General features: G+C 35.4%; 20 protein-coding genes. 7 read left to right on the top strand and 13 right to left on the bottom strand.

Features of this window, described 5'->3' with window-relative positions:
• Nucleotides 1–11: 11 nt before the first annotated feature.
• The 11 genes from HUE88_RS02975 to HUE88_RS02925 form a co-directional block, all read right to left on the bottom strand.
• On the bottom strand, nt 12–1,181 hold the full coding sequence (locus HUE88_RS02975; protein WP_194370913.1) for a nucleotide sugar dehydrogenase: 1,170 nt from the start codon (nt 1,179–1,181) through the stop codon (nt 12–14).
• A 146-nt stretch (nt 1,182–1,327) separates the two neighbouring features.
• Nucleotides 1,328–2,533: a glucose-6-phosphate isomerase gene (locus HUE88_RS02970; protein ID WP_194370909.1), complete on the bottom strand. Its 1,206-nt coding sequence runs from the start codon at nt 2,531–2,533 to the stop codon at nt 1,328–1,330.
• A gap of 9 nt (nt 2,534–2,542) precedes the next feature.
• Nucleotides 2,543–3,337, bottom strand: coding sequence for a DNA ligase (locus HUE88_RS02965; RefSeq protein ID WP_194370907.1), 795 nt, complete (start codon nt 3,335–3,337; stop codon nt 2,543–2,545).
• 4 nt (nt 3,338–3,341) lie between these two features.
• Complete coding sequence (galU, locus tag HUE88_RS02960; protein WP_194370905.1) at nt 3,342–4,181, bottom strand: UTP--glucose-1-phosphate uridylyltransferase GalU; 840 nt, start codon at nt 4,179–4,181, stop codon at nt 3,342–3,344.
• A gap of 211 nt (nt 4,182–4,392) precedes the next feature.
• Complete coding sequence (locus tag HUE88_RS02955; RefSeq protein ID WP_194370903.1) at nt 4,393–6,522, bottom strand: STT3 domain-containing protein; 2,130 nt, start codon at nt 6,520–6,522, stop codon at nt 4,393–4,395.
• A complete protein-coding gene (locus HUE88_RS02950) occupies nt 6,515–7,333 on the bottom strand; it encodes a glycosyltransferase family 2 protein (protein WP_194370901.1) in 819 nt (272 codons plus the stop codon). The genes HUE88_RS02955 and HUE88_RS02950 overlap by 8 nt, the downstream gene beginning before the upstream one ends.
• A 9-nt stretch (nt 7,334–7,342) precedes the next feature.
• Nucleotides 7,343–8,422, bottom strand: coding sequence for an aminofutalosine synthase MqnE (gene mqnE / locus HUE88_RS02945; protein ID WP_430733190.1), 1,080 nt, complete (start codon nt 8,420–8,422; stop codon nt 7,343–7,345).
• The gene (locus HUE88_RS02940) at nt 8,419–9,027 is read right to left on the bottom strand and encodes a trimeric intracellular cation channel family protein (protein WP_194370897.1); all 609 of its coding nucleotides are present in this window, start codon (nt 9,025–9,027) and stop codon (nt 8,419–8,421) included. The genes mqnE and HUE88_RS02940 overlap by 4 nt, the downstream gene beginning before the upstream one ends.
• A 26-nt stretch (nt 9,028–9,053) precedes the next feature.
• Entirely contained in the window at nt 9,054–10,253 is a 1,200-nt protein-coding gene (gene metK, locus HUE88_RS02935) for a methionine adenosyltransferase (RefSeq protein WP_194370895.1), read from the bottom strand.
• Nucleotides 10,254–10,327: 74 nt separating this feature from the next.
• Nucleotides 10,328–11,890, bottom strand: coding sequence for an autoinducer-2 kinase (gene lsrK / locus HUE88_RS02930; protein ID WP_194370893.1), 1,563 nt, complete (start codon nt 11,888–11,890; stop codon nt 10,328–10,330).
• Between the two features lie 4 nt (nt 11,891–11,894).
• Nucleotides 11,895–12,182 carry a putative quinol monooxygenase gene (locus HUE88_RS02925; RefSeq protein ID WP_194370891.1) on the bottom strand — a complete coding sequence of 96 codons (288 nt, stop codon included), beginning with the start codon at nt 12,180–12,182 and terminating at the stop codon, nt 11,895–11,897.
• 105 nt (nt 12,183–12,287) lie between these two features.
• On the opposite strand from HUE88_RS02925, the gene HUE88_RS02920 reads away from it, so the two are divergent.
• The 3 genes from HUE88_RS02920 to HUE88_RS02910 all read left to right on the top strand — a co-directional run bounded on the left by HUE88_RS02920 (nt 12,288) and on the right by HUE88_RS02910 (nt 18,555).
• A complete protein-coding gene (locus HUE88_RS02920) occupies nt 12,288–14,789 on the top strand; it encodes a [protein-PII] uridylyltransferase family protein (protein WP_229860185.1) in 2,502 nt (833 codons plus the stop codon).
• Nucleotides 14,790–16,604, top strand: a complete 1,815-nt coding sequence (gene glmS, locus HUE88_RS02915) for a glutamine--fructose-6-phosphate transaminase (isomerizing) (protein WP_194370887.1) — start codon at nt 14,790–14,792, stop codon at nt 16,602–16,604.
• A 76-nt stretch (nt 16,605–16,680) separates the two neighbouring features.
• Nucleotides 16,681–18,555 carry a GGDEF domain-containing protein gene (locus HUE88_RS02910; RefSeq protein WP_194370885.1) on the top strand — a complete coding sequence of 625 codons (1,875 nt, stop codon included), beginning with the start codon at nt 16,681–16,683 and terminating at the stop codon, nt 18,553–18,555.
• Between the two features lie 85 nt (nt 18,556–18,640).
• Here HUE88_RS02910 and HUE88_RS02905 read toward each other — a convergent pair whose 3' ends face one another.
• Both HUE88_RS02905 and thiC read right to left on the bottom strand, forming a co-directional pair.
• Entirely contained in the window at nt 18,641–19,747 is a 1,107-nt protein-coding gene (locus HUE88_RS02905; RefSeq protein WP_194370883.1) for an Mrp/NBP35 family ATP-binding protein, read from the bottom strand.
• Nucleotides 19,748–19,838: 91 nt separating this feature from the next.
• Entirely contained in the window at nt 19,839–21,239 is a 1,401-nt protein-coding gene (gene thiC / locus HUE88_RS02900; protein WP_194370881.1) for a phosphomethylpyrimidine synthase ThiC, read from the bottom strand.
• A 191-nt stretch (nt 21,240–21,430) separates the two neighbouring features.
• On the opposite strand from thiC, the gene HUE88_RS02895 reads away from it, so the two are divergent.
• Genes HUE88_RS02895 through HUE88_RS02880 form a run of 4 tightly spaced genes read left to right on the top strand, consistent with a single transcriptional unit; the run spans nt 21,431 to nt 25,125 of the window.
• Nucleotides 21,431–22,552, top strand: a complete 1,122-nt coding sequence (locus tag HUE88_RS02895) for a bifunctional 2-C-methyl-D-erythritol 4-phosphate cytidylyltransferase/2-C-methyl-D-erythritol 2,4-cyclodiphosphate synthase (protein ID WP_194370879.1) — start codon at nt 21,431–21,433, stop codon at nt 22,550–22,552.
• A gap of 3 nt (nt 22,553–22,555) precedes the next feature.
• Complete coding sequence (locus HUE88_RS02890; RefSeq protein ID WP_194370877.1) at nt 22,556–23,443, top strand: response regulator; 888 nt, start codon at nt 22,556–22,558, stop codon at nt 23,441–23,443.
• Nucleotides 23,421–24,611, top strand: a complete 1,191-nt coding sequence (locus HUE88_RS02885; RefSeq protein WP_194370875.1) for a sulfate adenylyltransferase — start codon at nt 23,421–23,423, stop codon at nt 24,609–24,611. The genes HUE88_RS02890 and HUE88_RS02885 overlap by 23 nt, the downstream gene beginning before the upstream one ends.
• Before the next feature lie 7 nt (nt 24,612–24,618).
• Nucleotides 24,619–25,125 carry a phosphatidylglycerophosphatase A family protein gene (locus HUE88_RS02880; protein ID WP_194370873.1) on the top strand — a complete coding sequence of 169 codons (507 nt, stop codon included), beginning with the start codon at nt 24,619–24,621 and terminating at the stop codon, nt 25,123–25,125.
• The last annotated feature ends 58 nt before the right edge of the window (nt 25,126–25,183 follow it).

The raw sequence follows: 25,183 nt of genomic DNA, 5'->3' as shown, positions 1-25,183 counted from the left end.
TATATTCCACTCTAGCTATCACTGCCAAACAGATCTCTTGTATAGACCTTTGCTTCTACATCTTTTATATCATCAGAGAGCCTGTTTGCCACTATAACATCTGAGATTTTTTTAAACTCATCTAAATTTTTTATAACTTTTGAGTGAAAAAACTCATCCTCTTCTAACACAGGCTCATAGACGACTATCTCTATCCCTTTTGCTTTGATTCTCTTCATTATGCCCTGGATAGATGAGGCTCTGAAGTTGTCACTTCCACTTTTCATAATAAGTCTGTAAACACCTACCACTTTAGGCTTTTTAGCAATGATGCTATCTGCTATAAAATCTTTTCTTGTAGAGTTGGAGTCTACTATTGCCCCTATTATATTACTAGGTACATCTTTATAATTTGCTCTTAACTGTTTTGTGTCTTTTGGTAAGCAGTATCCGCCATAACCAAACGATGGATTGTTGTAGTGGTTGCCTATACGCGGGTCTAGGCCAACACCATTTATAATGTCTTTTGTGTTTAAATCATGTGTCTGCGCGTAAGAGTCAAGCTCATTAAAATATGCTACTCTCATAGCGAGATAAGTGTTTGAAAAAAGTTTTACAGCCTCTGCCTCAGTAGAGTCAGTCAAAAGAATATCTATGTTCTCTTTTATAGCACCTTGCGCTAAAAGATTTGCAAAAATTTCTCCTCTTTGGCTTTTTTCACCTACAATAATTCTTGATGGGTAAAGATTATCATGAAGTGCTTTTCCCTCTCTTAAAAACTCTGGCGAGAAGATAATATTTTTTGAGTTTAATCTCTCACTTATTGATTTTGTATATCCAACTGGTACTGTTGATTTTATAATCATCGTAGCATTTGGATTTATCTCCATCACATCTTTTATCACTATCTCCACTAGTTTTGTGTTAAAGTAGTTTGTTTGAGGATCATAGTCTGTAGGAGTGGCAATAATGACGAAATCTGCACCTTCATAAGCTTCATTTTTATCCAGAGTTGCCCTAAAGTTTAAATCTCTATTTTTCAGATATTCGCTAATATCTTCATCTTCTATTGGCGAAGTTCTGCTATTTAGCATAGCTATTTTTTCTGAGATAATGTCTAGTGCGACTACTTCATTATGCTGCGATAAAAGCACACCATTTGATAGTCCAACATATCCTGTTCCTGCTATTGCTATTTTCATTATTCGTTATCCATTTTTGCATTTATATAAGATTCCAAATCAAGTTCGGAATGACGATTTCCCCGTATTACCATGACTAAGTTTCCGTCTTATCGAATGAGCTCTCCGTCACCCTGAACTTGATTCAGGATCTAGTTGAGTAATTGTTATCTCTTTTTCAACTTATCTTTTAAAATAATCTTCCCTGATTCAACACCTGGTTGGTCATAAGCGTTTATATACATAAGCTTTGCACATACTGATGTCAGTAGTTCATACTCGTACATCAGGCTAGCTATGCTTCTCTCATTTACAGTGTCTATTGTTATTACATCACACGGAATATCATTTAAATTGTTAATTGATGCAATTGTAGCATCTGCTTGCTTATTTATAAGTGAAGAGAACTCTATATTGTCTAAATAGTCTAATTCTCCAAGACCTTCCAACTTTACATGTGGTATTTTCAAATCGCTATGAAAATCATCTACTTTTATCACTGTAACAGTTTTATCACGTCTTCCCTCTATTATAAGCTGTAAAAAAGAGTGCTGGTCTATTGGCCCGATAATCCCCACTGGAGTTAACCCCTGTCTAGTGCTGTTTATATCTACTTTACCCAAACTCTCACCCCAAAGCTGAATATACCACTTGTTAAAACCCTCGAGTCTAGAGGAGTATGAGAAGACCACATTTATGTTAAAACTATTTTTATACTCTACAAATAATCTTGCTTTTTTCATCACTCCGTCATAATCTACACTCTTTGAGAAAAATGAATCATATACCTCTTTTGCACCGCCCAAAAGTTCATCTATATCTATACCTACAATTGCCAATGGCAATAACCCTACTGCGCTAAAAACAGAGAATCTTCCACCAACATTTTTTGGAATTTCAAAAGTTTTCATATCATTAGCTTTTGCATACTGATTTAACTTTGAATCAAACTCGGTTATAACCAAAGTGTTGTTTTTGTCAATTTTTACAAGTGAATGTATATACTTGAATATCGAAACCGTCTCAACAGTTGTTCCTGATTTTGAAATAACAACAAAAAGAGTGTCATTTAGGTTTATCGCCTCTAGTTTAGACTTGATATCTATAGGGTCTGTCGTCTCTAAAAAGTAGAGATTTTTACTAAGTTTTTTTGAATATTTTAAAAACTTATATATTGCATATGTCCCAAGAGTACTTCCCCCTATCCCTATCACAACTACATTTGATTGCTTAACACTAGAAGCATAATCTTTAAAAGCAGTAGTGTCTTGATGAACCAAATTATAGTAACCAATATGCTCTTTCTCTTTTACAATCTCGGAAAAAACATCTTCGTCCGATATAGTTGGGTTAAAATTGTTTTGATATTTCATAATCTTCCTTTACTCTCTAGTATATAAAAAAACAGGAAACCTGGGCCTGCCATTTGATGTTAAGCCGTAATACTTAAATGTTATTATAGCACCTATTTTTGGAGGGTTTGCTCTTTGGTAATCGTTAAAACCGCTCCCAATATTTATAACCTGCGTATTTTTCATCTTACAGGAGATTGAGCCAGTCTGATTCTCGTATTTTCCTTGCCCTTTTTTATAGCCGATAACTTCGCACTCTTCATCTATATAACTTTTAACCTTTAAAGCGTTGTTGTCTCTTCCTGTATAGTATGAAAGCTCTCCATTGCGAACTACCACACCCTCTCCACCTTTTTCTTCAACAGATTTTAAAAACTCCTTTAAATGTTTCTTGTCTTTTACTCTAATTTGTTTTATAGTCTTTAAATATTTTGTTTTACTTTTAACTGTCGCTAACCTCTGTAAAAAATCTCCTTGCATATCTGGGACTTCAAAAACATTGTAAGTTAAATTTTTCCAACCGCTATGAGGCTTTTGCTGATTTACGATGGACGAGATATTTGAAAAATCGCCTCTTTTGCTCCAAAGCTCTCCGTCTAGTTTGTGTTTTGGAAACTCTTTTGTAAAAAATGCCGGAGCCGAAAAAATTTTGCCTGATCTGGATATTAATCTATTTCCGTCCCAGTAGGCTCTTACACCGTCAAGTTTCTCGCTCATATACCACGATGTCACATTTATATCTTCACTATATTTATTTAAAAGAAATATCTCTGGCTTTGATGCGAACAGAGATGAAAATAAAAAAATAAGTAAAATAAGTTTCATATTTTTATGATTTGCTTTTGTCGTAAAAATAGTTTGTTGCTTCAACAAAACCGTCTACAGAACCACAATCAAATCTTGTCCCTTTAAACTTGTACGCTATTACTCTTCCCTCTTTTGCCTGTGTTAAAAGTGCATCGGTTATCTGTATCTCTCCACCTTTTCCAGGTTTTGTATCTCTAATGATGTCAAAAATATCAGGTGTTAAAATATATCTGCCAATAATAGCCAAGTTGGATGGGGCATCTTTTGGGTCTGGCTTCTCAACCATATTTGTAACTCTCAAAATAGACTCTTCTAGTGGGTCTCCGGCTATAACGCCGTATTTATTTGTCTCGTTCATAGGAATCTCTTCTACTGCAACTATAGAGCACTTATACTTTTCATATAGTTTTGTCATTTGTAAAAGAACTGACTCGCCCTCATTGTCACATAAATCATCTGCGAGTATTACTGCAAACGGCTCATCTCCGATAAGAGTCTCTCCGCTAAGGATTGCATGACCTAGACCCTTCATCTCAATCTGTCTAGTGTATGAAAAAGTACAATTTGTTATCACTTTTCTTATCTCTGTTAGATAGTGCTCTTTAGATGTACCCTTTATCTGATGTTCAAGCTCGTAAGATATATCAAAATGATCCTCTATAGCACGTTTTCCGCGTCCTGTTACAATTGCCATAGTCTCTATACCTGCAGTAATCGCCTCTTCTACTCCATACTGCAAAAGTGGTTTTGTAAGTACGGGGAGCATCTCTTTAGGTATCGCTTTTGTTGCTGGGAGGAATCTTGTCCCGTAGCCGGCTGCAGGAAAAAGGCACTTTCTAATCTTGGTATTATTTTTTGACATTTATTAACCTTAATATATTAAAACTATGAATAATTACTCAATTAGACCCTGAATCAAGTTCAGGGTGACGAAGGGGACGTCACTTCAAACAAAAAGCTCGTCATTCCAAACAAAAACTCGTCACTTCAAACAAAAAGCTCGTCATTCCAAACTTGATTTGGAATCTAGCCTATTCTCTAAACAGATGGTTTAATTATAATTTTTTTTATTATTATATCTTAAGTTTATATACCTTTGCTTGAGGAGTTGCTAAAATTTGCTCAAATAGTGTTTTATCATATTCCTCAAGCACCATCAGTTGAATATAGAGTGAGTTGTACGTCTGCTCATCAAGGACTAAAAAAGTGTTGTAGTTTGACATAAAAACAACACTTATATTTGCCATAAAGTTTGAGATACTCACCTCTTTTTGCAGTTTCATATCTTTATCGTAAGCTGTTTTTACAAATCTTTTTATTGGCATTTTATTATTTCCAATATTTAAACTTTGCCCTTGTAAGTCAAGCAAAACACCTCTGCCCAAGTCAATTATATTTTGATTTTGTTTAAAATTTTTACTTACAAAAAACAGTGGCGGCTGTTTCATCTCTCCGCTCATCAAGTTCATATTTGAGAACATATTTACTGTTGGGTAAATCTCTAACATTCTAAACGGTAAATAAAGATATATATCTCTTGTTTTATCTGGAAGCTTCATATCTGTTTGCATTGAGAGTAAAAAGTCATTTGTATCTTTAAAACCATAATCTGTTGTCATCTGCTCTATATTTGAGAAAACTTTAACTTCTTTATTTTTTATACGCTCTTTATTCTCTTCTCTAAACTTAAAGGTTTTTTCTGTATACTCAACATCGAGTCTAGCCATTTTTGCTGAAACATCCTGAGGATTAGTAAGTATAAAACTTACCGGGAAATTTACACTTCCACTGTGCTTTCCACCATCTACAAGTGTTTTTACATCACTGTAGTATCTTAGCGGATATCCATAATCCCACCAAGAGACTACATAATCTTCTCTGTCGGCAACTGTTTTTAATTTGTCTAAAACACTAACTTCCTCTGCATTAAAAACAGTAGGTACTCTGTAAGCTTCTATATGTTTGTAGTTTGGATACAAAATCATTAAAGTAAAAGCTACTGTGCTTAAGACTTTTAGCTTCTTGGTTGGCATTAAGCGTGCAATTTCTGTGATTAAAAAAGCTATACCAAAGGCTAAAACAGGAACTGCATAGATGGTAAATCTTAGACCACCGACACTAGCCAGAAAACCTAGTCCTATCATAGGAAGAGCTAGCAGCATAATCTTATATCTATATGCCAAATATATATAACCAATAACCGAGAGTACAAATGTGACACTGTGCCCGCTTATGCGGTTTGCAAATGTCTCAAAAGGGATCTGTCCCGCTTCTCTAACAGTCTGCATAACTGAGTAAAAATGAAGTTTAAGACCATCTTTTCCTACGATTACGGCATCTTTAAAAACATACCCTTTTAACTGGTTCCAGATTGGGTCAAACCCTCCAGTTGCAAAAAATGCAACCACCGAGAGAGCGAAAACATGGTAGATATATTTTTGGTATCTCTCTTGTTTAAACATGTAATATACAACTAAAACTAAAGGAAATCTTATAAAGCCATCTAAACCAATCATAGCAAACATCATTATTGCCAAGAGTTTATAGTTGTAAAGATTTTTTCTATCCCAAACAAGGGTATAAAAAAGTATTAATCCAAAAAATGAAAACTCTAAAGCATAACTTTGAGGATACCACCATCTGTACACCATGATATCCAGAGCCGTTATAATAAGATAAATATCTTTGTTTGTTTTAACAGCCCATATAATAGACCAGAGCAAAAACATAGGGAGTACAATGTTTAACATATCTGTATCGTAGTACCCAATCAAAGTTCGGTTATAGTAACTCCAGGCAATAGATGCTAAAAGTGCAGCTACCAAGCCCATCTCTAAATTGTTTAAACCTCTGGCAATCAGCACTATTGGAACGACTACAAGCGAGCTTAAAAAAACCGGCATAAAAAGGATTACAGTCTCAAAAGAAAAAGGTAAAATATAAGCAAAAAATGCGGTAAGCTGTGAGCCGGCAGAAGCAACAGGAGAGAGGTCGTTGTCCTGAGTTATTCCGCTGAGGATATCTCTCGCACCCTCTGCATAAAAATAGCCATCATTTGTGTTTATCATAAACTGCCCATTAAACATAAAAGGCTCATAACCGTTAAACTGATACATCCAAATCATCCGCATTGCTACTGAAAAAGCGAATGCTACTAGTATATAAACTAGTGTTAATTTTGTCTCTTGCGTTAATTTATTCAAATCTGTATCTCTCTATTTTAATTTTATACTCTTCAATGTCCAACATTTTATCATATTTTATAGCCCCTTTTAGGAGTACGCTATATTTTTTTACTAAAGTTTCTCTTAGCAGGTTTTTTTGCTCTAAATGTAACTCCAAGCTCAAAAGTTTCTCCAGAGCTTGCACCCTAAATCTGTCCATTCCCCAAAACTTCACACTTAGCTGGTCATCGCTTCTGCCATATTTGGTAATGAGTTTTTCATCTATCAAGCCAACTTTATCTCTACATGTAACTCTAAGCCACATCTCATAATCTTCACAAACCTCTAAACTCTCATCAAATAGTCCAACTCTGTTTATCAAGTCAATATGCATCATGGCAGCTGATGGGGCTATTATGCAGTGAGACAAACACTTTTCAAATATATCTCCGCCAAACTTATGAAACTTTTTAGGTATTTTTACTTCAATTCCGTCTCTAATCCACTTCTCGTCCGTGTAACTCATTAAAATATCTCTATTATTTTTATGGAACTCCACATGTAGAGCTAATTTATCTTTATGCCACTCATCGTCGGAATCTAAAAATGTAATCCAGTTACATGTAGAGTTTTTTATCCCCAAATTTCTTGCACTTGAAACACCTGTGTTTTTTTGGTAAATATATTTGACTTGTGGAAACAATTTTTTGATTTGTGAGGTTTCATCATTAGAGCCATCATCTATAACAATGACCTCTTTTGGCTTATGAGTTTGGGAGTAAACGGAAGCTAAAGCCCTTTGAAGAACTTCATATCGGTTATAAGTTGGAATTACAACCGATATATCCATAATCTACCGCTACCAAGCTTTTATTTCATTGTAAACGCTGTCTCTCTCAACTGGTATAAAACCGCTGTTTTTAATAAGTGCGGTAAAATCCTCAAGCTTAACGCCATTTGCACTTGCAGCTCCGGCAGCGGAGTTTATAGACTCTTTTTCTATTGTACCGTCGAGATCATTTGCTCCGAACTCTTGGGCAACCAAGGCTAAATTTACAGTTGATGTAACCCAGTATGCTTTAAGATGTGGTACATTATCCAAAACTATACGGCTAATAGCCATGGTCTTTAAAATTTCATTTGCTGTTATAAATTTATCAACTTTTAAGTAGTTGTTTTCAGTCTGATACACAAGTGGAATAAAGCAGTTAAAACCGCCTGTCTTATCCTGAAGCTCTCGTATTCTCATCATATGGTCTATGCGATTTGCTCTGCTCTCTACATGTCCAAAAAGCATAGTAACATTACTCTTTTTACCACGTCCATGCCACTTTTCATGTATGTCCAGCCACTGCTGCGAAGTAACCTTACCTTTACAGATATACTCACGAACCTTCTCATCAAAAATCTCAGCACCGCCTCCTGGCATAGAGTCCACACCATTCTCAACCATAAGGTCTATAATCTCATCATAACTTTTACCATACTCACGGGATAAAAAATCAACCTCAGCAGCAGTCAATGCCTTTACATGTAGATGCGGATAAGCGGTTTTAATCTTTTTAAAAATTTCCAAGTACCAATCTAAACCTGTGTTGGGGTTGTGGGCTGAGACTATATGAACCTCTTTGGCGCCGCGTGAGTCAATATCTTTAACAACATCCATTATCTCATCATGACTCATAGTGTACTGATTTGGATTTTTTCTTGTCGCACTGTAAGCGCAAAACTTGCAAACATCGGCACATACATTTGTAGGGTTTATATGGCGGTTTATATTAAAGTATGTCTTTTTACCGTGTTTCTCTTGTCTAATTTTATCTGCGAGTTCACCGATTTCAAAAAGATCCATCTCATAAAGCGCTAAAGCTTCATCAAAATCTATTCGCTTTCTTGCTAAAACTTTTTCTTTAATATTCAATTTATTGCCTTTTTTCATATTAGTTTAGGGAGTTTCCACTTAAATTTTATTGCCATCAATCTCATAATGACTCCAAAAATCAAAAGTATTATCGTAGAGAGTGAATTTAGCAGGTTTAAGGTTGAGAGTAACCAGACTAAAAAACCCAAGATAAAAGCGACTGTTCCATAAAAATCGTTTTTTAAAACAAAAGGGACCTTGTTCATAATCATGTCTCTGATAATACCGCCGCCGACAGCAGTTAAAAAAGACAAAAACATTATACCTGCTAAATTAAAACCAGACTCCAAAGCAACTATGGCACCGGTAAAAGCAAATATACTAAGTCCTATGCTGTCACTAATTATAAAAACAAAATTGTGTGTCAGCGTAGTGTTTTTATGCAGTTTAAATATATATGCAGCAATAATCGTAATAACTACAATCGTAATCGGATATGTCTTGTGAAATATATATGGCATTCTGTCAACTAGCAAATCTCTAACAACTCCACCGCCAAAAGCGGTGATAAATGCAATTACTAGAATCCCTAAAATGTCATACTTCGCTTTTGCTGCTAATATATAACCAGAGAGAGCAAAAGCTATTGTGCCAATAATATCCAAAAATACTGTGTACTGCAAAATTGACACCTTGAGCTATGTTTAATTTATTTTAGAGCCTCGAATTTTTCAAGTTCGTCAAGTTTTTCCCATGGGTAATCACTTTGACCAACTTGTCCGCGAGCTGCAACATCTGCATAAAGAAAAGTCTCTTCGCTTGGCTTGTCAAGAGCAAACTTCTTTGTAATCCAATTTGGAGTCAAAGAGAAGTTGTCCTGAACAAAAGCAGATAATTTATCATCGTCAAGTCCGTCTATAACCGTTCCACATGTATCGACTGCAACAGAAGTCGGTTTTGCAACACCAATCGCATAAGATAACTGCACTATAGCTTTTTTAGCTAAACCCGCTGCAACAATATGTTTAGCGATATAACGCCCTGCATAAAGTCCGCTTCTGTCAACCTTTGTGTAATCTTTTGAGCTTTGTGCCCCTCCGCCGATTGGTGCATATCCGCCAAAACTATCAACTATCAGCTTTCTACCAGTTAAACCGCTATCGTGAAGCGGAGAGTGAGAAACATACTTTCCTGTTGGGTTGATGTGAATAATACAATCATGAGGATTAAAAAGATTTTTAGGCAAGCCAGTGTCAATAATTAGGTCTAAGATAAGCTCACGTACAGTCTCAATATTCATAGTAGAGACACATGGAGCTGAAACTACGATTGTATGAATCTTTTTTGGTTCACACTCTTCAAAGTTTGCTTTTATCCCGTAATCCATCGTCACCTGAGTTTTAATATCAACGCCTAGTTTGTGTGGATGAGCTAAAGCGTAGTGATAAACTTTTTCCATCAGCATTCTTGCGTAAGTAATCGCACTTGGCATAAAGTTATTTGTCTCAATATCGGCGTAACCAAACATAATACCCTGATCGCCGGCACCAGTCTCGCCATCTTCTTGGTCTACACCTTGATTGATATCCGGGCTTTGACGATTTAAAAGCACCTGCACATCTACATCTTCAGGATACAGACACTCTTTATGAGTAAAGTTTTTATTTCCGTCATAACCAATTTTTATAAGAGCATCTATTGCGATTTTTTTATAATCCTCAATAGAAACTTTAGTCTTTGATGTAACTTCACCACCGATAATTACATGCTTACCTGCAACAAATACTTCCGATGCTACTCTTGACTTTGGATCACCAATAATTAGCTTATCAACTATACTATCTGCAATTATATCTGCTACTTTATCCGGATGCCCAGGGCTAACTACTTCACTTGTAAATAAATACATTTTATTCCTTGAATTATTATCAGTCCATCTGAATATCCAGATAGACTAGTTCAGAAAACACCTTTTAATTTTGGCTACAAACCAGGTGCTCTCCACATTGAAGACGTGATATTATCATCAACCAACTTTAATTGTGCTTCATATGCAGTTTGCCATTTAAATTTTATATCATCATACACTTTTTTATTTGCCATATTCGGCTCGTAAACTTTGTCCCACACAACCAATTTTTTTGCCGCACTGGCTATACTTTCATATACTCCTGCACCGACTCCCGCAGCCATCGCTGCACCTAAAGCTGTTGCTTCTGTGACACGTGGAATCTTAACTCTGCATCCAGTTACATCTGCAACTATTTGAGACCAGAGTTCCCCTTTGCTTGCACCGCCGGCAAAAACTATTTCGTCGATTGTTATGTTTGTAAACTCTCTAATCTTGTCAAGATTTATGCTTGAGACTATAGCAGCGTTTTCTTGCAAACTTCTGAACATTGATGCGCGGTTGCAAACTTCAGGGTCAAGAGTAAGGTTTAAAAAACTAGGAGCTGCGTGATACCACTTCCCATACTTCATACTATCTGAGAAAATAGGTAAAATTCCGTACGAGCCTACTGGAACATCTTTGGCCTTTTGCTCTAAAATAGTGTATACATCCAAACCTTGCTCTTTCGCCTCAAGTTTTTCCATATCACAAAAAGCATCTCTAAACCATCTCATTACCAAACCGCTGAAAAATGTAATCCCTTCGGCTTGGGACTGGTTAGGGATAACATGTGGATTTACTCTTATGCTCATATCATCGGGTACTTTAGTATCACTCTTTATATTTACAACCTGCTGCCAGAACGAACCGCCTAAAATTGCCACCTGCCAAAGTTCGACAACACCTAATCCGGCAGAGCCAAGCTGTACATCGCCACCACCCATAACTACTTTTGTGTCGGTTGATAATCCTGTTACATGTGAAGCCTCTTTTGTAACACTTCCCATAAGAGTTCCGACTTCCAAAGTTTTAGGAAATATATCATCTTTAATTCCAACCATTTTAGCCATCTCAGGTACCCAGTCTCGATTTTTTAAAGAGAATATCCCTGTAGTTCCGCCGTTACTTGGATCAGTCGCAATCACTCCGCTTAAACGAGCCAAAATCCAATCACCAATCATTGAGATATTTGCAACTTTTTCGTAAACTTCAGGTCGATTGTTCTTAAGCCACATAATTCGTGGAAGCGCACCCAAAGCAAAGGTTTGTCCCGACTTTTGGTAAAACTCCTCTTCAATTCCTGCGAAATTCTCTTTTAGATACCGAACCTCTTTGTCAGCCCTTGCGTCAACATTTGCGACAGCCCACAACTCTCTGCCCTCTTTATCATAAAGGACAATCCCCTCACGCATGCTCGTTGCACTAAGAGCCAGAATATCATCGCCGTTTAAATTTGCACCGGCTAGCGACTCTTTTATGCAGCTACATGTAAGGAGCCAGTTTTTATCAAAATCAAAACTCATACTGTTTGGCACATTTGGTTCTTCTAAATGGCTCCACTCTTTTTGAGCGGAACTTATCTGGTTCCCTTTGGTATCAAATATTACCGCCCTTATGCTTCCGGTCCCGGCATCTATGGCCATTAAGTAGCTCAAATTATTAGCCTAAAATTTCTAATTCGTCACTGTATTTTTTTTCACAATATGGCTCATAACTGCTTTTGTAAACAGCATAATGTTCTGTTGCTTTATGTCCGTCCAGAGCTTTTTCATCTCTCCAGCTCTCTACAGCCATAAATTTTCTTGGGTTATTTTCATATACAAAAATGTCATAAAAGATACATCCATCCTCTACCTTCGATGGTGCTACCATAGCTGTTAAAAGCTCTTTCATTTTAGCTTCACTCCCCTCTTTTGCAATAAAAGTTACTCTTTTTGTTATACTCATAATAGTGTTCCTTAATTTTGTCTAATATTTAATCGCAGAGATTATATCAAATTAATTGAATTTGATTATAATAGTAAAAAAATTAGGATACCACATTTGGACATAGTGCTACAGATTGAAGATATTATAGAAAAAAACGGCAGTGATTTTGAGCTTTCAAAACTTTTTAAATCCTACATAAATGAATATAAAACATCTTTGAGTGGGCTATTTGAAAAGAGTCAAGGGAAAGATTTTTTAGTTCGCCATTCAAAAAAACTGGATTCTATTCTCTCTTTAATGTATAAAACAGTTTTAAGAAGGGTATTTGGAAACTATATACCTATGCGAAGCTCAATCCCTATAGCCATCGTTGCCCTGGGAAGCTACGGAAGAGAGCAGTTATGCGTCCATAGCGATATTGATTTGCTTATCGTTTATGAGAAAGTTGATGGATTTAACAGCGAACTCATTATAGAAAAACTTTTTTATCTAGCGCTCGATTCGGGACTAAAACTAGGGCATAGAGTTCACGAAATCGGCGATCTCTTTAGAGCCAGCAATGAAGATGTTACAATCAGAACCTCGCTTATGGAAGCCAGATTTGTAACAGGTTCAAACTTTGCCTGGCATGCAACGACAAAAGAACTTAACAGAATCAGGCTTCATAACCAAAAAGGTTTTATACTGGCAAAGATTGAAGAGGCGCAAATAAGACGCAAAAAATATCCAAACTCTATGCAGCCGAACATAAAAGAGAGTGTAGGCGGACTCCGCGACGCAAACCTTATTTTTTGGGTTGCGCAGACTATATATGGGGTAACAAGCTTAAAAGATTTAACCGGAGTTGTCTATTCCGAAGATGAGTACAGAGATTACAGAATTGCACTGGAGCTACTTTTTAGAGTAAGGAGTGCCCTGCATCTTATTGCCAAAAAACAGGAGGACAGGCTTTTGTTGGAACACATTCCTCAAGTGAGTCGTATGCTTGGATTTAACAACCAGCAGAAAATGGCAACAAAAGTTCTTGAGGCGCAATGGAGAATCAGTAACTTTACTCAAATCTTTGTTAAAAAAATGGTTCGTGTTTTTATCACCGACATCTCATTAGTGGCAAAATTTAGAAAAAACCGCATTAGCATGGGTATATACGCACTTGACGACAGAATCTATGCTTCATATCACTTAAAAATACAACCTATCAACTCTCTTTTGGAAATTTTAGTATCACTTCCGGATAAGTTCTACCACTTTGATGCCGGATTTTTAAACCAACTCACTTATACAAAAATATCTCATCCGCTGAATTCAAAGACCTATTCACTATTAAAAGAACTTTTTAAAAAACAGCACATGTACTGTTTTTTAAAATTGTTTTATGATGCGGGAATACTTCACCACCTATTTTTAAACTTTAAAAAAGTTCTTCACTTGCCGCAGTTTGACGGATACCATCAGTATCCAGTAGACATACATTCCCTTAAATGTGTTCAGGCATTAGAAAGCATTAGAGAGCCTTTTATTCAGAGTCTATATGATGAGCTTAGCGATGACGAAAAACTGCTTGTGAAAATAGTAACCCTTTTTCACGATACAGGAAAAGGAAGAAAACAAGACCATAGTGAAGTTGGAGCAAAACTTATAGTCCCTTTTATGAAAAAAGTAAAAATAAAAGATGAACTTATTGAGAGAGCAATAACATTGGTGAAGCAACATGTAACCATGAGCAGTGTTGCTTTTAAACAAAATATTCACAATGAAAAAGTTCTATATAAATTTATGTCAAATATTCAGGATGTTAAAAATTTAAAACTTCTCTATGTATTAACATATGCGGATATTAACGGAGTAGGTGTAGATGTTTACAACAACTTCAGCTCAAAACTTCTTCGTGATTTATACAATAGTGCCCTAGAAGTAGCGCAAAATGTCGGCAGAATAACAGATGCAACTAAAAGAATGAATATAGAAAAACGTGTCCAAAAAGTTCAAGAGTTTTTAGAGTTGCCAAAGCCTCTGCAAAATAAGCTGCTTCGTGTTGAATCTAATCTTTTCTTTTTTAAACACACTCCACTGGACATAATTAAAATTGCCATAAAAGCAAACAATACCAAAGAATATGCCTACTCAATACATACAAATACATCCCTAAGCATAGAGATATATAGAAAAATACCGCTTAACATTGGTTACCTCTTAGCAACTTTAAGCCATCTTGACGTTGCCTCTATGGAGATTTTCACACTCTTTGACGGAGTTAAATATTTCAAAATAGAGTTTATCCATAACGTTAGCGGAAATGAAGCGATTGAACTAGAAGAGATTGTTAAAAATGCTTTTGATATGAATCTACATGTAGAGTTGAAAAATGTAAATATATCTAAAGATGAGATTAATATCGATTGTGAGCACTCACTCACACATGCAGAACTCGCTGTAAACACACAAAACCAAAGAGGGCTGTTAGCATATATAATGAACTGCTTTGAACAGCTGCATATAAATATTGTAACAGCAAAAATTCACAGCACTAAGCACAGGGTTAGAGATAGCTTCTTAATGGAAAAACAAAACGAAATATGCAATAATGTCGAAAAAATTTATCAATTATTAACAAAAGGCAATTAAATGTGTGGAATCGTAGGATACTTAGGGGAAAAGAACACAAAAGAAATTTTACTAGATGGTCTTAAAGAGCTGGAGTATCGCGGTTATGATTCAGCTGGAATAGCAGTTCTTGAAAACGGAAACTTTTCCAACTTTAAAGCTGTTGGAAAACTAGTAAACCTGGAAGAAAAAACTAAAAATTACTCTACAAAAGGTCTTGCCGCGGGAATTGGCCATACTAGATGGGCAACTCACGGAAAACCAACAGAGATAAATGCGCATCCACACCTTGGGGATAGCTCTTATGTAGTCCACAATGGAATCATAGAGAACTATGCTGAGCTAAAAAAAGAGCTTATAAGCAGTGGTGTAAAGTTTTTAAGCCAAACAGATACAGAAGTGATAGTTCATCAATTTGAAAAAAATCTAAAATCATCAAAGAGTGCTTTTGAAGCTTTTTCCAAAACTATAAACGAGTTAAGTGGTGCTTACGCTATTTTACTTGTGACAAAATCTGAGCCAAATACAATATTTTATGCAAAACATGGCTCACCTATGCTGGTTGGAAAAAATAGTGAGAATGAAAAATATTTCGCCTCTTCTGACACCCCTCTTATTGGTCACTGTACAGAGGTAAACTACTTTGAAGATGGTGATTACGGGTATGTATCATGTGATGAGATTGCTATTTTTGACAAAGACGGAGCAAAGAGAGAACCAATATTTTCTATACTTTCACAAAATAAATTATCAGCTCAAAAAGATGGTTTTCGATTTTTTATGGAAAAAGAGATTTACGAACAAACAAGTGTAGTTTCAGACACATTAATGGGAAGGTTAAGCGATGAGGAGGTTATATTTGATGAGATTGATAAAAACCTTTTTGACGGTATAAATGAGATAAAACTTTGTGCATGCGGAACTTCATACCATGCCGCAATGACTGCATCGTACCTTTTTGAACGTTATGCAAAAATAAAAACTTCACTAGAGATAGCGAGCGAGTTTAGATATAGAGAGCCAATAATGACTAAAGATACTCTCTTTGTTGTAATTTCTCAAAGTGGAGAGACAGCTGACACTTTAGAGACTCTTAAAATGGCAAAAAAAGCTGGTCTAAAAACTTTAGTTATCTGCAATGTTGACAACTCATCAATGGTAAGGCTGGCAGATGCAACTATATTAACAAGAGCAGGAATAGAAAAAGGTGTTGCCTCTACAAAAGCTTTTGCCACTCAGGTAACTGTCTTTTGGATGTTAACTCTGCACATAGCAAAATTAAAAAACTCTCTTAGTACACAAGAGATATCAAGGCAGATAAAACTTTTAAGAGAGGTCCCTTCACATCTTAAAGTTACAGATGATATGCATGAGCGAATAAAAAGATTATCTAAAAGATATCTTCATGGTCATGGCTTTTTCTTTATTGGCAGAGACGTATTTTTTCCTCTTGCCCTTGAGGGTGCGCTCAAACTTAAAGAGATTTCATATCTTCACGCAGAGGGTTATCCTTCTGGAGAGATGAAACATGGTCCAATAGCACTAGCAGATCCAGAACTATTTACAATTGCCCTGCTTCCAGAGCATCTTCACTATGAAAAATCTAAAAGTAACGTAGAGGAGCTTAGTGCAAGAGACTCTACTATTTGTGCTATAAGCTCGAAAGAGTTTGATAAAGCTGATGATTTCATTAAAATCTCTACATGTAAAGACTATATGTTGGAGTTTTTTGAGATGATGATAGTTGTACAACTTCTCTCACTTGAGATATCTATACGACTTGGAAATGATGTTGATATGCCAAGAAATTTAGCAAAAAGTGTTACAGTTGAATAAATAATTAAAATTTCATATTAAATTTATATACACTTAGGTAGTATATAAAAAATAAACTCTACTAAAAGTGATTTATATGACCGCAAAGACTAAACTTCTTATAATAGTAGCTCTTATGCTACTTGCTCTAATGACAGCGACAATTATCAATGTAGCACTAAACTTTAGAAGCTATAGCCTTAAGGGTGCAATTGAGAAGTCGAACTTGACTGCAAATATTGTTAGAGATGGGCTTACGGCTCACATGGTAAATGGGATAATGCCTCAAAGACAGTATTTCTTAGACCAAATATCAAATAATGATAAGATCAAATCATTATGGCTACTTAGAAGCGAGAATGTAAAGAAGCAGTATGGCAGTGGATTTGTCAATGAAACTATTAGAGATGATATAGATAAAGAAGTTTTAAGAACCGGTAAAATGGTACGAAAAATCATAGAACATACCGATCAGATTACTCTAAGAGTAACTATCCCTTATAATGCAACTAGCACTGGTGTTCAGGACAACTGTCTTAACTGTCATGAAGTTAAGTTTGGCGACACCCTTGGTGCAATTAGTATGGAGTTCGATGTTAGTGATTTAAGAACAAGCGGTCTTCTAACTATGTTAAAAATATTTGCAATTAATTTGATATTTTTAACAATAGCACTATTTTTAATTAGACACTATGTAACACCTTATACAAAACTTTTTACAAATCTCCAAGCAGGAATTAAAAAAGCATACAGCGGAGATTTTACACATAATTTTACCACGAGCATAGGTGGTGATGCAAAAAATATTGTAGATAGGATGAATTCACTCTTTGGTAAGATGCAAGAAACTTTTGGAAATATTAAATACAACCTTGCAACCTTTATACCTCAAGGGAGTGTTTCAAGCGGCAGCATATCAAGCGGTGATCCACTTCATGAAGCTAAGACTATCATAAACGAGCTATCAGATATTTATAAATTTAAAAAGACTATTGAGCTTGATGCATCAAAAGAAGATGTATATACAAGGCTTGTTGATATTATAAAACTAAAATATCATGTAGGGCATTTTGCATTTTTCGAAATAAATAATGTAACATCAGAGAGATGTTTAGTATTTACAACAGAGGGTGATGAGAGCATTTGCTTTAACAGAAAAAATAATGACTCATCAGTATGTAGAGCATTCAGAACAAATAGTGTAACAATATCTACAGAGTTTCCAAACCTTTGTCAGGCATGTGTAAATAGCAATATTCACTATGTTTGTATACCTTTTACTATTAACCATGATATCTCACTTGTAGTTTCAATGACATCAGACAATATAGATGAAGTAGAAAAGATGAAAACTCACGTATCAAGTATTAAACACTATCTTGAAGCTGCTAAGCCTGTTATAGAGAGTCAAATCTTAATGGAAAAACTAAGAGACACATCTCTTCGTGATGGAATGACTGGACTATATAACAGAAGATTTTTAGAAGAGTTTATAGATAAGCTTATGAGTCAGGCTGAAAGAAACCAACATACATACAGTGTTATGATGATTGATATTGACTTCTTCAAAATGGTTAATGATGAGTATGGACACGATGTAGGAGATATGGTAATTGTCGCTCTTTCAAAAGTATTAAAAGAGTCTATTCGCGAGGCAGATTTAGCTATACGTTATGGTGGTGAAGAGTTTGTGGTAATGCTTCAAAATTCCACTGCGGAAGGCACATTGGCTGTTGCTGAGAAAATACACTCAAATTTTTCTGCCCTATCATTTGACGTAAATAACGAAAAGCTAAAGAAAACTATAAGTATTGGTATTGCTAAGCTGCCTACTGACGGTGACACTATATGGAAATGTATTAAGTTTGCTGATATAGCTTTATATAAAGCAAAAAATACAGGCCGAAACAAAATAGTTGAATACCAAGATGAAATGAATGAGATGAATGAGAATGACGAGAAGTTTTATTAAAATTAAGTCAAGGGTAGAACAAGACGAACGTTAAAAAAGGAAGTGAACTTATTCACTTCCTTTAGTCTCTGTGCTTATTTATTTTTTACATACTACAAGCAGATACACCAGGAGGTGTAGTCGGCTGAACGCTCTCGTTGCTAGCACCACCATTTGCATTAACAGCTTCAATAGTAGCCCAAATAGACTCAGCGGCAGCCATATAACGTTTTGCACTCTCTGAAGTTGGATTGACAAAAGTAATTGGTTTACCTTCATCTCCACCAGTTCTAATACTAGGCTCAATTGGAATCTCTGCAATAATCTTAGTATTAAACTCTTCAGCCATTGGCCCAGAAGTTCCTTTGCCAAAGATATCATACTCAACACCAGTATCTGGAGCTATAAAGCCACTCATATTTTCAATAATTCCTGCTATAGGGATATTTAATTTTCTAAACATGTCTAATGAACGACGAGAGTCATCAAGAGAAACAGACTGAGGCGTTGTTACGGTAAGACCGGCTGTTACTGGCACACTTTGAGCTAAAGTAAGTTGTGCATCACCAGTTCCAGGAGGCATATCAATAACTAGCACATCAAGCTCACTCCAAAGAATATCTCTTAAGAATTGCTCTATTGCTTTCATAATCATAGCACCACGCCACATTAATGACTGGCCATCTTCCATAAGTGATCCCATAGACATCATCTCAATCCCGTAGGCCTTAATAGGAAGAACTTTGTTTCCTGTAACTTCTGGTTTAATATTTGAAACCCCTAACATACGAGGAATATTTGGCCCGTATATATCAGCATCTAAGATACCCACTTTTTTACCTTGTGCTGCAAGAGCAATAGCAATATTTACAGATGTAGTAGATTTTCCAACGCCGCCCTTTCCAGAACTAACCATTAAGAAGTTTTTAATATGTGGAGCTAAATTTTTACTTTTTGGCTTTGGCGCTTCAGGCATTTTTGGAGATTTAATATTTATAGTAATATTTCCTGCACCTACTGCTTTAAGCTCCTCTGTTGCATCGTCTTTTATCTGGTTTGCAACTTCTGGAGCGCTTGATGTTATATCTACTGTAAAACTTACGTCATTTCCGTTTATCTCAATACTATTAACAAAACCAAAAGTTACAATATCCTTGGTAAACCCTGGATACAAAACTTTTGATAGTGCTGAATTCACAATTTCACTAGTCATTATATTTTTTCCTTTAATTTATTTCATAATTTTAGAACTATAGCACATCTAAATAAGACAAAAATAGTCCCATTTAAATTAATTAATTTTTTTAAGCTGTTTGCGCTTCTAAAGCCTCTTTAGCATCTCTCTCTTTTACTTCCTGTGCAATCTTCTCAATTGCTTCAGGATTATCCATAATACTTTGAGTTATTTTATAAGAACAAAATTTAGGTCCACACATTGAACAAAACTCTGCCTCTTTAAAAACATCCTGAGGAAGAGTTTCATCATGGTACTCTCTAGCTCTCTCACCATCAAGTGCAAGTTCAAACTGTTTTTCCCAGTTGAAATTATATCTAGCATCACTCATTGCATCATCAATATCTCTCGCACCTTTGCGCCCGCGAGCAATATCTGCAGCATGAGCAGCAATTTTATAGGCGATTATCCCTTCACGCACATCATTGGCATTTGGAAGGCCCAAGTGCTCTTTTGGTGTCACATAACATAACATACTAGCGCCATGCCATCCTCCAACCGCTGCACCAATAGCTGATGAGATATGGTCATATCCAGCAGCGATATCTGTTACTAATGGTCCGAGGATATAAAAAGGTGCCTCATGACAAAGTTCACGTTGGAGTTTCATATTACGCTCTATTTGATTGAGAGGTACATGCCCTGGCCCTTCAATCATAACTTGGACATTTTTTTCCCAAGCTCGAAGTGTGAGCTCACCCAACACTTTAAGCTCACCTAGCTGTGCATCATCAGAAGCATCTGCTAAACAACCAGGACGTAGTGAATCACCAAGACTTAGTGCAACATCATACTTTGCACAAATATCTAAAATTTCATCATAAGCTGTATAAAATGGATTTTCTCTATGATAGTGCATCATCCAAGCAGCCATTAAAGATCCGCCGCGACTTACAATTCCCATTTTTCTTTTTGCTATTTTTGGCATAGTTTCCAACAAGAAGCCTGCGTGAATAGTAAAATAGCTTACCCCTTGCTTTGCTTGGCGCTCTAAAACTTCAAGCATAACCTCTATACTTAAATCCTCTATTTTATTGCCTACATCATGAAGTATTTGGTAAATTGGCACTGTTCCAATAGGTATTTTTGATGCATTTATTACAGCTTTACGGATTTCATCCAAATCACCGCCAGTTGAAAGATCCATTGCTGTGTCTGCTTTATAATGTTGAGAAACTTGCATTTTTTCTACTTCACCTTGAACATCAGATGCTATTGCAGATGAGCCAATATTTGCATTTATTTTACATTTTGCAGCTATACCTATCGCCATAGGCTCTAGCGTTGTATGATTAATGTTTGCCGGGATTATCAATCTTCCTCTTGCAATTTCGCTACGAACCAATTCAGGAGCTAAATCTTCTATTTTTGCAACGTATTCCATCTCCTCAGTTATTATGCCTTTTTTTGCATAATACATCTGAGTCCTTACGGAATCATTTTCTCGCTTATTTACCCATGAAGCTCTCATGTCATCTCCTAAAATTGTTATAATATATATGTTTAAGTAGCGTAATATAATCAAATAAAGTTAATATAATATTAAGTTGATTATTTGCTTTTATATTTTATATAATAATTGAATATTGAAAAACTAATTTAAGATTAAAAAAGCTATTTACATGTATAATTTCGTAACACTTTTAAAATATAGGAGTTTTATTGCCCAACTTAACGCTTATATTACTTGCAGCTGGTAGTTCTACACGCTTTGAACTTGATGTTAAAAAGCAATGGCTTAGAGTTGACCATAAACCTTTGTGGCAATTTGTAGCTGATAAGTGTGAAGATACTAAACAGTTTGACAAAATAATCATAACTTCTTCAAAAGAAGATATTGAGTTTATGAAGAACTACTCAGACTTTACATTTGTAGAGGGTGGATCAACCAGAGGAGAGTCTCTACAAAATTCTCTTTGCGAAGTTACAACAGAATATGTTCTTGTCAGCGATATAGCAAGGTCATGCATCAGTAAAGAGTTTTTGGAACAAATTATATCTCACATTGGCGATAGTGACTGCATAGTCCCTTATCTTCCAGTTAATGACACTATAGTTTATGAAGATAAAACTATAGACAGAGATAAAGTTAAAAGAGTACAGACTCCGCAGCTTTCACTTACTTCAGCTCTTAAAAATGCACTTAAACAGCCACAGGAGTTTACAGATGAGAGTAGCGCTATAGTTGCGAATGGCGGCTCTAGAGAGTTTATCCTCGGTGATGTTAATGCCCATAAGCTAACTCATCTTCAAGACCTAAAAGAGCTAAGTTGTCTTGCAGCGCCATCAGAGGACACTCTAAGTGGGACTGGCTTTGATGTTCATGCTTTCGACAATAAAGGGAACATGTATCTAGGCGGCGTAAAGATAGACTCCGAGTATGGGTTCAAAGCTCATAGTGATGGAGATGTGGCAATTCATGCGCTTATAGATGCTCTCTTGGGCGCCGCTGGGATGGGAGATATTGGTATGATGTTTCCAGACAGCGATGAGATGTATAAAGGTATTGATTCTAAAGAGTTATTAAAAAGAGTTGTTGCTAAGATATATAATTTTGGTTTTGTTATTGTAAACGTAGATTTAACAATAGCTGCTGAAAAACCTAAGATTGGCAATTACAAACTGGCTATGAGAAAAATACTTAGCTCTATATTGAATATAGAACCAAGTAGAGTAAATATAAAGGCGACAACAACTGAAAAGCTTGGCTTTATAGGCAGAGGCGAAGGTGTTGGAGCTATAGCAAATGCAAATTTAAAATATTTTGATTGGACAAAAATTTAAAGAATGAAAATACTAATAATAGAGAACGAAGTTTATTTAGCACAAAGTATCGCAACAAAATTAAGTGAGCTTGGGCATGTGTGTGAAATGTGCACATCAACAAGAGATGCAATTAAAAGTAATAACTATGATGTTGTTTTACTCTCTACAAACATCAATGGTCAAGACTTCAACCCAGTTATTGAAACATTTAAGAACTCCATTATTATTTTAATGGTTTCCTATATCAGCAACGACACGGTTTCTAAACCCCTGTCAGCTGGAGCAAAAGATTATATTTTAAAACCATTTATGATTGAAGAGTTAATTAGAAAGATAAATCACTATCAAGACTATGAAAAGTTAAAAAAAGAAAATAAGTCATATGAAAAGTATTTAACTCACTCTTTCTTGACATTAAATGAAGAGTATAAATTTGACAACCTAGAGCTTCCTCTTTTCGTATCTTCATCCTACCAAAAAATTGCAGACTCTTTTGCATTTAAGTATTCAAAATATAAAAGTCTACCAATGCACTTTATAACTCTAACTGATCCAAAAGCCATGGATGAAATTGAATCAATTACAGAGAATACCTTAACATACGTAATAGATTTTCAAGCTATAAAGAAGAGTGATAGAAAAGCTTTTTACAAACTTATTGAAGGTAAAAAGATAATAATATCCTCCACAGACAAAATAGAGGATGAAGATTTAAAAGTTCTAGAGATAAAGAGTGAAAACAATATTTTCGATCAAGGTGAAATACTGCCTATTGAAGAGTATGTTAAGTTTATTGTTTTAAACAATCAGCATAAATTTCCAGATACTGAATTGTCAAAAAAACTAGGTATAAGTCGTAAAAGTTTATGGGAAAAAAGAAAAAAATATGACATCATTAAGAAAAAATAAAACTCTTCTAATAGATAGTGAAGCAGCCTCCGCGCTAGAACTTTTAAAAGATGGGCTACTCTCTCCAGCTACATCTTTAATGAACGCTTCTGAGTGCAAAGAAGTTCTAAGAACGTGTCTTATAGATGGAAAGTCCTTTCCTTTTCCTTTTATACTTGCCCCTTCTGGAAAAATAAATGAAGAGGTCTTAAAATCACTACATGCAGGTGAAGAGATAGACATTCTTTTTGATGACAAACTTTTTGCTACTTTGATAGTTGATGAAGTGTTTTATGTTGATCCAAGTGATAGAATAAAACATATATATGGAACTGATGACATTAAACATCCCGGAGTAATGGCTACAATAAAAAGACTAGGCTCTTTGGCAGTAAGCGGTGAGTATCAACTAGCTAACAAATCAAGGAACAAAAACAAACAAATTATTGAAAAAGCTAAAAAGCAGATAGAGGCTAAACATACAACAGCCCTTGTAATGGCGGCAAATCCTCTTCACCGTGCCCATGAAAGACTTATTAGACAAGCATTGGACAATACTGACTTGCTTGTTATATTTTTACTAAAACCATATAATGAGTCAAATTTAAGTTATGATATCAGAAAAGAGTCTTTAGAGTTTTTTATCAATAATTTTTTAACTAAAAACCATGTTGTTATAGTTGCTCTAGAAAATAGTTATATATTTGCCGGCTATAATGAGATAATAATTGATGCTATTGTAGCAAAAAACTACGGCTGTGATAGACTTACAATAGGCAGAAACCATGCTGGACTTGGTATGTTTTCAGACTGTAATTCCAACAAGTCAATAATTGATAAAGTTATTGGTATTGATATTGAAATCACAGTTGCAAGTGAGTATGTTTATTGTGATAAATGTACGACTCTTGTTAGCAAAAACACATGTCCTCACGGACAGCATCATCAGATATCTTATCATGCTGACTCAATTTTAGAACTTTTAGAACTTGGTATTTTACCGCCTACAATACTTATTAGAAAAGAGATTTCAGCATTTATCCTCTCAAGATTGTTCCCAAACAGATTTAAAAACTTAGAGAAACTATACTATGCCCTACTTCCGGTTGCTGGTCTTTTGGAAGAGCACACCGAAAAAGATTTTTATTTAGAGCTGATGAAACTCTATCAAACAACCTCGCTTACATAGGATAAATATGAATTGGTTTTTTATAACTTTAGGATATAGCGGGCTTGCTCCAAAAGCCCCAGGAACTGTTGGAACTTTAGTGGCATTACCTATAGGAATGCTTATACTTATCTACTTTAGTGCACAAACTCTGTTTCTGGCTACTGTTCTTATCAGTATAATCGCAATAAAAGAGATAAACAAATACGAAGCTAAAAGTGCAATACACGACGATAAACGTATTGTAATAGATGAATTAGCTGGGATGTGGTTTGCACTAAGTGTTGCGCCTGCAATCAGTATTGGATTAAACGAAGTAAGTGATTTACAAAATGGTTTTTTAGTACAGAGTCTACTATCATTTTTGCTTTTCAGATATTTTGATATAGTAAAACCATCTATTATAGGCAGAATAGACCGTGAAGCTAAAGGTGGTATCGGTGTTATGGGTGATGATATAGTCGCCGGTTTTGTAGCAGGTATTTTAAGTGCTGTTATTTGGCAGGGATGGCTAGAGCTTCAGAATATACTGTAACTTTAGTTCTACATGTAGAGACAATTGAACTCTATAAAAATAAATGAGATTCCAAATC

Source organism: Candidatus Sulfurimonas baltica (assembly GCF_015265455.1).
Taxonomy (GTDB): Bacteria; Campylobacterota; Campylobacteria; order Campylobacterales; family Sulfurimonadaceae; genus Sulfurimonas; species Sulfurimonas baltica.
Note: the sequence above shows the minus strand (reverse complement) of the source record. Positions and strands in the feature narration are given on the sequence as shown.